Below are 7,283 nucleotides of genomic sequence, written 5' to 3'. Positions count from 1 at the left end.
ATACCCCCGAAGCCTTGCAGGATTGGGTGTTGCAGTTACATCAGGGGGGAGAAAGACGGTTACGTCCTTACATTGTGCATAAACCCACCGGGCGACTTATTTTTAACCCTGCTGATCTGCAAAGTGAAGAGCAATGGCTGATCCTGTTACGAGAAGAGTCTGAAACCGCACAGATTGAAGCCTTGAGAGCGGTATTCAATTTAACCAATCGGGAGTCGGAAGTATTGCACTGGGTGATCCTTGGCAAAACCGACAAAAGTATTGGTGAGATTCTCGGTACCAGTCCACGTACCGTCAATAAACATATGGAACATGTGTTTACCAAACTGGGAGTGGAAACCCGTACAGCAGCGGCTTCGTTGGCCGTAAATAAACTGCGTTCACTGACGGGCAGTAATAGCTTCGGCACAGAATAACTGTTTCAAAACGTCTCTATTTCCGGATGGCTCTGCCATAAAATAATAGCGTGCATTACAACGACGTGAGCATGAAAAACTGAACGTATCGAATCTTTCAGGAGCATTCATGATCAAAGTAGGAACTGTAAAACAAATCTGGCGTTATCCGGTGAAAGGTATGGCGGGAGAAAGCCTGAACTATTGCCATCTTGGCGATATGGGCTTGCAAGGCGATCGTATCTGGGCGTTGCGTGATGTGGCACGTCAGGAAATTCAAAGCTGTAAATTCAGGCCCCAGTTATTACGTTGTGTTGCTCGTTGTCGCAGTACCCAGATGACCGGGGCACATGATCAGGTCGATATTCATTTTCCGGATGGTCGTGTTGTAGGCAGTGACGATCCCCAGATCCATAGTTTGTTATCTGAATTAACCGGCCATAATTCGACCCTTGAATCGCTGAGGCCCCTAGCCGAGCTGGATTTTTATCGGCGGCATAAAAAAGATGACCATACCTGGCTGGAAGAATTAAAAGCCACGTTTAATCGAGAAGCCGGTGAACCCTTGCCAGAGATCCTGGATGATTTGCCATCAGCAGCAAAGGATTTTGTGTCTCTCCCAGGTACGTTTTTTCTGGTGACATCTTTTCACCTGCTCACCACTGCGACGCTAGCCCATATGCAACAACTTAATCCGGAAGCCGATTGGGATGTGCAACGCTTTCGTCCCAATCTGGTGATTGAAACGCTGCCCGGTATGGAAGGACTGGTTGAACAGGCATGGATTGATAATAAACTACGAATTGGTCGTGCCACCATTGAATGCAATAGCAGCACACCACGTTGTGGGGCAGTGACCCGATCTCAACAAAAACTGGAATCGGACAGCAGCATATTACGCAGCATTGTGAAACAAGCCGATCAAAATCTGGGTGTTTATGGAGCCATCAAACAAAGTGCAGTAATTCAGCTAGGGGATGAGGTTTTTCTGCAAAACGCGTCATGATTTGCAATAGAACAGACTTGAGATTAGATATAAAGACAGCTGATAAGCGATCAGACAATTAATGTCCTACATAAATAAAGGAAATTTACCCAAAATTAGATTAACCTACATTAATACATTCTAATTTGATGTTGAAGGTTAAAATTGCAACGACTGGCATTAACTCTGCTTTTTAGCAGTATGCTCTTTGGCTGCGCTGGTTATCAGCCAAAGGATATTTTTGCGCAATCCAGAGAGTGGCTAGCACAAACCAGTGATGGGGCAGCGGCAAATTACGATGATGAAATTGAAGTCTTATTTGCCCAGCCCTATATCGATCCGCTTACCGATTATATCAATCAGCATATTGATGATGAACGTCGTGCCGAACCACTACGAAAGGTCAGTGCAGAACGTAAAGTTCGCTGCCAGGAAATTGCCGATAAATATCTCACTCGACCACTTACCCAAGAGTCATTGAATCTATATAAGGCGGGATACAGCTACTCCTGCCCGAAAGATGTGGAACAGTTTGCTGTGAGACTGGCCGAAGCCAACAAACAAGCACCCACAGCATCTTCTCAAGCCGAACCTCCCGTCTCTGATGAAAAAGTGGTGGTGGATAAAGCCATTGTTTCAAATGTGAATAAAGAACAGTTAAACGACTGTTATTTGTTAACAACCATCAGCAATTTTCGTGAAGCCAAACAGGCTTGTCTGCCACCGGCAAACAATGGCGATGTGCGCTCCCAGTTAAATATGGCGGTTATTCATAAAGCTCTGACGGAATATTCACAATCTCTGCAATGGGCGGAGAAAGTTGAGCAGGATTCACCACGCGCACGTTATCTTATTGGTGAGATCTACGCTTTGGGACTTGGTGTGCAACAGGATTATCAAACCGCTTTTGAATGGTTTGAGAAATCTGGGCAGGATGGTTATGCCGAAGCACAACATATGCTGGGTTTATTTTATGAAATGGGTAAAGGCACCCAACAGAATAAAGATCTGGCGCTCAAATGGTTTCAACGTGCGGCCTTAAATAACTATGTTCCGGCCAAGCATTCGCTGGGAGCGTTGTTAATTCAACAAAATAAAAATCCAGCGAGCATCACACAAGCAGAAAAATGGCTGATTCAAGCTGCTCGTGCTGGATATGCTGAGTCTTCCTTACTGATGGGGCGACAGTTACAACAAAGTGACCTTACTGAGGAAAAAGCCAAAGCGGTCATCTGGTATGAAGTAGCCCAACAACAAGGTTCAGCCGAGGCAGAAAAGCTGGCGGAAAATCTTCGCCCTCAAGTGAATCCTGAGGCTATTAATCTGGCTCGACAGCAAATTCAACGCGTTCTTGACGGTCAGAATTAAGGGCTTTTAAGGATGTATAAAATGGTCATCATCTGATGCTTCGTTCATTACTGGTCGATTCTTCCAAAAAACTCATCCTATGGATGTTGTTTATGCTGGTCATCCTGTTTATTGCCGGGATGTGGATTTTATCGTCACTGAATCTGAATTATTCGGAAGATACCATTGGCGAAGTTCGCCAGAAGCAGATTGAAGAGACTTTTTTCAGTAATCTGAACAAAATTGTCCAAACCCAAAGTGCATTGGAACGTGACACCAATGGCTTAGCGCGTATCGGCAGCCTGTTTGCAGATTTATTTGCTTCAGAAAGTAACTCTCAGGTGTTAAATGCCGAGTTAGGCATGATGTTACAGGACAAGCTGAAAGACTTTGAAGGCACATTAGCGGTCGGGATCTGGTTTGATCCAGAATACGTCAGCCTGAAAGGACAGCCGATATCACGCTATGTATTTCGAGATAAAACGAACAGCATCCAAGTATTAACTGAATCAAGTTCCCGACTCTTAAGCATTGAGCAACAACAATGGTTCGATTTGGCAGGTATTGCTGTTAAAGACAAAACGAAAATTGAAGGCAATGAAATCCATTGGACACCAGCTTATTACAATGAAATCACGGACAGTGCCGTGTTAACGCTGATAAAACCTATTTTGAACAGCCAGCTGCAAGTGGTTGGTTATGCCTCAACAGACTGGGAAGCGAAACAGATAATTGATCTCGTCAGTCAGGTCAGCATCACGCCAAATACCTTTGCCCTGTTAATCGATAAAAATAAACGCAAATTATCCAGCTTGAGCAGATTAAATAATGAACGTTATGCCCAGAAGATCATTGACTCGGTAATGAGCCAGGATTTTATTAAACTGGCATCCAACAACGCTATTTCTCAGCTTAAATCCCAACAGCAAAAAGCCCTGCTGCAAACGCATCAGTTTGCTGTTGAAGATATCGAATATGTGCTTTATGCCGCGACCACACCGGCTCAGATGCTATTTGCAGTGGGCGTGCCCAAGAATGAAATTGATGCGGTTATTGCCCCGATGCGGGTGATAAATCAACGGATCCTGATTGCAACCAGTATTGTCATTTTGCTGCTATCGGCTTATCTGGTCTATCGTATTGCTTTGCTGATGCAGGAGTTGCAGGCCTCCTATACCGATCAGCTGACGGGTTTACCTAACCGGGCAAGGTTATTACTGGATTTGCAGCAACATCAAAACTGCACCTTAATTCTGGTGAATATCGATCGGTTTCGAGAATTAAACAGTATCTTTGGAAATGATTGTGGTGATGCGGTTTTGCAAAGCCTAACCACTAACATTGGGGCATTTTGTCAGGATTATAATCACGCTGACAGCGCCAAACTGTATCGCTTATCAGGTGATGAATTTGTGCTGTTGGGTTTTGATTGGTCCAAGGAGTTTCTGACCGGATTCCTGAGGCAGTTAAGTGACTTTCTGCAAGAGCAGCAACTGCAATGGCAGGATCAGGATATCAGCATAACGGCAACCCTTGGTGCAGCAGGTCAGCATGATGCCGACCCTGACAAAGACAGCTCACCGGATATATTGATCAGTTACGCCACAGCCGCATTAAAAATTGCTCGTGATAAGTCACGGCATTATGCGATCTATGACAGTAAGCAAGATGTAGAGCGTATTTACGAACAAAACCTGTTCTGGGCCAGACAACTAAAACAAGCATTACAGCAAAACCGTATTGTTCCGTGGTTCCAACCCATAATGGATAATCAAAGTGGTGAGATAACCAAATATGAATGCCTGATCAGAATGATTGATCCAGATGGGCAGGTTATCAGTCCCGGTGTATTTTTGCCGGTGGCCAGTAATTTACGTCTGGATAGCATGCTGACACGGGTGATGGTGGAAAAATCGTTCCAGAAATTTGCCGAACTGGATTACGAATTTTCTATTAATCTTTCCTATCGTGATTTACTGGATACCGAATTAACCCAGTTTATTTTTGACCAGCTCAAAACCTATCAGGTTGGAAAAAGGTTAATTTTCGAAATCCTTGAATCCGATGGTATTGATAATTACAACGAAGTCCGTCGGTTTATCGATAAAGCCAAAGGCTTTGGCTGTAAAATTGCCATTGATGATTTCGGCACAGGCTACTCGAACTTTGAACATTTGCTGCGTCTCAATGTGGATCTCATCAAAATCGATGGTAGCCTGATAAGAAATCTCAATGATGATCAATCAGCCATTATTGTTACCCGTGGTGTAGTGCAATTTGCCCGTAGTCTCGGCATTAAAACCGTTGCGGAATTTGTTCACTGCGAAGCCGTACAGAAACAAGTCCAGGCACTCGATATTGATTTTTCCCAAGGTGCCTATTTCAGCATGCCTAAGGCAGAACTGGTTGAAACACCAAAGATGATGTAATAACGCTTATTCTGAATGGCAGCTTGAATACAACAATCAAATTTAGCCTATTGATTACGCTCAGTCGCAATATTTAGGTACACTGACTTATCTCTGCCTTTGAGATAAGCCATCAGTCATGAAATCTGTCAAAAACACCTTTCTGAAATATCGAAGTTTGCTGATCTGGGTTGTCAGTATTCTGCTGTTATATACCTTGATAGGATTTTTACTGGTTCCGTGGCTGGCAGAGCGCCAGTTGGTGAAGACAATGCAACAGAGACTGGGCGTTGAGGCCAGTGTCGAAAACATATATTTCAATCCCTATACATTTGAAGCGACAGTCGACAATCTGCAATTAACCACGGAGCAGGATGAGCCGCTGGCAGCATCAGAAAAGCTTTACCTCAATCTGCAACCTTTGCAACTGGCGAGACTGACTTTACGACTGGAAGAAATCAATCTGGCCGATACAACACTGCATTTCCGTCGTTATTCGACAACGGCTAATACGCTGACAAGACTGGCAGACAACTGGGCAGCTTCAGCTAAAGAGGAAGCGGCTGAAGACGAAGCCAATCAATCCAGCGAACAGGACGAATCTTTATTTAGCTTGGAAATAGCTGAGGTTAACTATACCAATGGCGAGATTCATTATCGGGATGAAGTACCCAAGGAGCCTTTTGAAACGGTATTGAGGCCGGTCAATATTCATCTGGATAATTTTTCAACCGAGGCCAGTCAAACCGCCAGTTTAGATATGGCGGTCGGACTGGAAAATGACGCAAAATTATCCGCAGACGGAAAGCTAAGCATGTCTCCGTTACAGTTATCGGGTCAGATAACGCTGGATAATTTCAGTTTACAGTCGCCCTATCGTTATTTTAAGGCACAGTTGCCATTTGAATTGAACCAGGGGCGGCTGGATTTACAATTATCCTACGATATCGATTTTGCCGATGAAGCGGCAGATATTGATCTCAGTGCGATTGATATAGGCTTGACCGGTTTTAGTATTCTTCAGCCGGGCATGACCAAAGCGTTATTGCAAGACGGGAAACTGGAGATAAAAAACGCCAGTTATGCTTTTCCAGAAAATCAGCTCATATTGGATAACGTTTCGCTGACTGACTTTAAACTGGCTTTGACCCGAAACCAGCAGGGTGATCTCAACTGGCTGCAGTTAATAGCTGCCCTGCCCGGAAAAGATTCTGAGGCAGTGGTGGAAGATACTGATGAACAAACCGATAAACAAAACACGTCACCGTTTACCTTGGAAATTGGAGCGTTAAGTTTTACCGAAGGTGAGATTCATTATCGTGATGAAAATCCGCAGGAGCCTTTTGAAACGGTATTACGTCCGGTCAATATTCAGCTACAAGATTTTTCCACTGAGGCCAGTCAAACCGCCAATATAGATTTAGATATCGGACTGGAAAAGGACGCAAAATTGTCCGCAGACGGAAAGTTAAGCATGTCACCGTTACAGTTATCAGGCCAGGTAACACTGAACAATTTCAGTTTGCAGACGCCATATCGTTATTTTAACGGTCAGCTGCCTGTTGAACTGAATAGCGGCCGAGTTGAACTGCAAACGTCTTACGACATCAATTTGGCCGGTGATACTAAAAAAATAGATCTCAGTGAGATAGATATCGAAATAGCCGAGTTAGATATTCACCAGCCCGGTGAGAGTGAAGCGTTAGTAAAAGGCGGTAAGCTGACCATTAGTAATGGGCTTTATGTTTATCCAGAAAATCAGCTCACTATAAAATCGGTTTCACTGGATGATTTCAATCTGGCTGCAACCCTAAACGAGCAGGGTGAAATCGACTGGTTACAAGTATTGGAAAAAATGCCTGATCCAGCCACTGATGAACCCGATACGCAAGCATCACCACTTCAGCTCGATATCGCCAATCTGGCCATCAATAATACCAAGCTGACGTTAATGGATGAGCAACTGAAAACGCCCTTTACTCTTACAATGATGCTGTCTGGCAGCATGCAGAATTTCACTCTGGCAGAGGGTAATCAGATTCCTTTTACTACCGATATCAGTTTGCAAACAGGAGGTGATATTGGGATTGAGGGTGAAATTCAATTGTTTCCAGAACTGGCCGTTCAGGCAGAGGCTACTATAGATAA

The 7,283-nt window shown here is 44.1% G+C and carries 5 protein-coding genes; all 5 read left to right on the top strand.

The window, feature by feature from the left end:
• Positions 1-416 (top strand): response regulator transcription factor (locus B3182_RS01520; RefSeq protein WP_292751258.1); only part of this gene is annotated, 416 nt, incomplete at its 5' end.
• Positions 417-525: 109 nt separating this feature from the next.
• Positions 526-1,401: an MOSC domain-containing protein gene (locus tag B3182_RS01515; protein WP_292354414.1), complete on the top strand. Its 876-nt coding sequence runs from the start codon at positions 526-528 to the stop codon at positions 1,399-1,401.
• 144 nt (positions 1,402-1,545) lie between these two features.
• A complete protein-coding gene (locus B3182_RS01510) occupies positions 1,546-2,748 on the top strand; it encodes a tetratricopeptide repeat protein (RefSeq protein WP_292740801.1) in 1,203 nt (400 codons plus the stop codon).
• 35 nt (positions 2,749-2,783) lie between these two features.
• Positions 2,784-5,156 (top strand): EAL domain-containing protein, encoded by a 2,373-nt coding sequence (locus tag B3182_RS01505; RefSeq protein ID WP_292354418.1) that lies wholly within the window; start codon positions 2,784-2,786, stop codon positions 5,154-5,156.
• A gap of 118 nt (positions 5,157-5,274) precedes the next feature.
• A partial coding sequence (locus B3182_RS01500) for a DUF748 domain-containing protein (RefSeq protein ID WP_292751255.1) occupies positions 5,275-7,283 on the top strand: 2,009 nt, incomplete at its 3' end.

Origin of the sequence: Methylophaga sp. UBA4204, assembly GCF_002379485.1 — a bacterium.
GTDB lineage: Bacteria > Pseudomonadota > Gammaproteobacteria > Nitrosococcales > Methylophagaceae > Methylophaga.
This window is presented reverse-complemented; position numbering and strand designations above follow the sequence as displayed.

Coding starts and splice junctions, on each gene's coding strand:
- B3182_RS01515 (WP_292354414.1), top strand. CDS start 526: ATGATCAAAGTAGGAACTGTAAAACAAATCTGGCGTTATCCGGTGAAA.
- B3182_RS01505 (WP_292354418.1), top strand. CDS start 2,784: ATGCTTCGTTCATTACTGGTCGATTCTTCCAAAAAACTCATCCTATGG.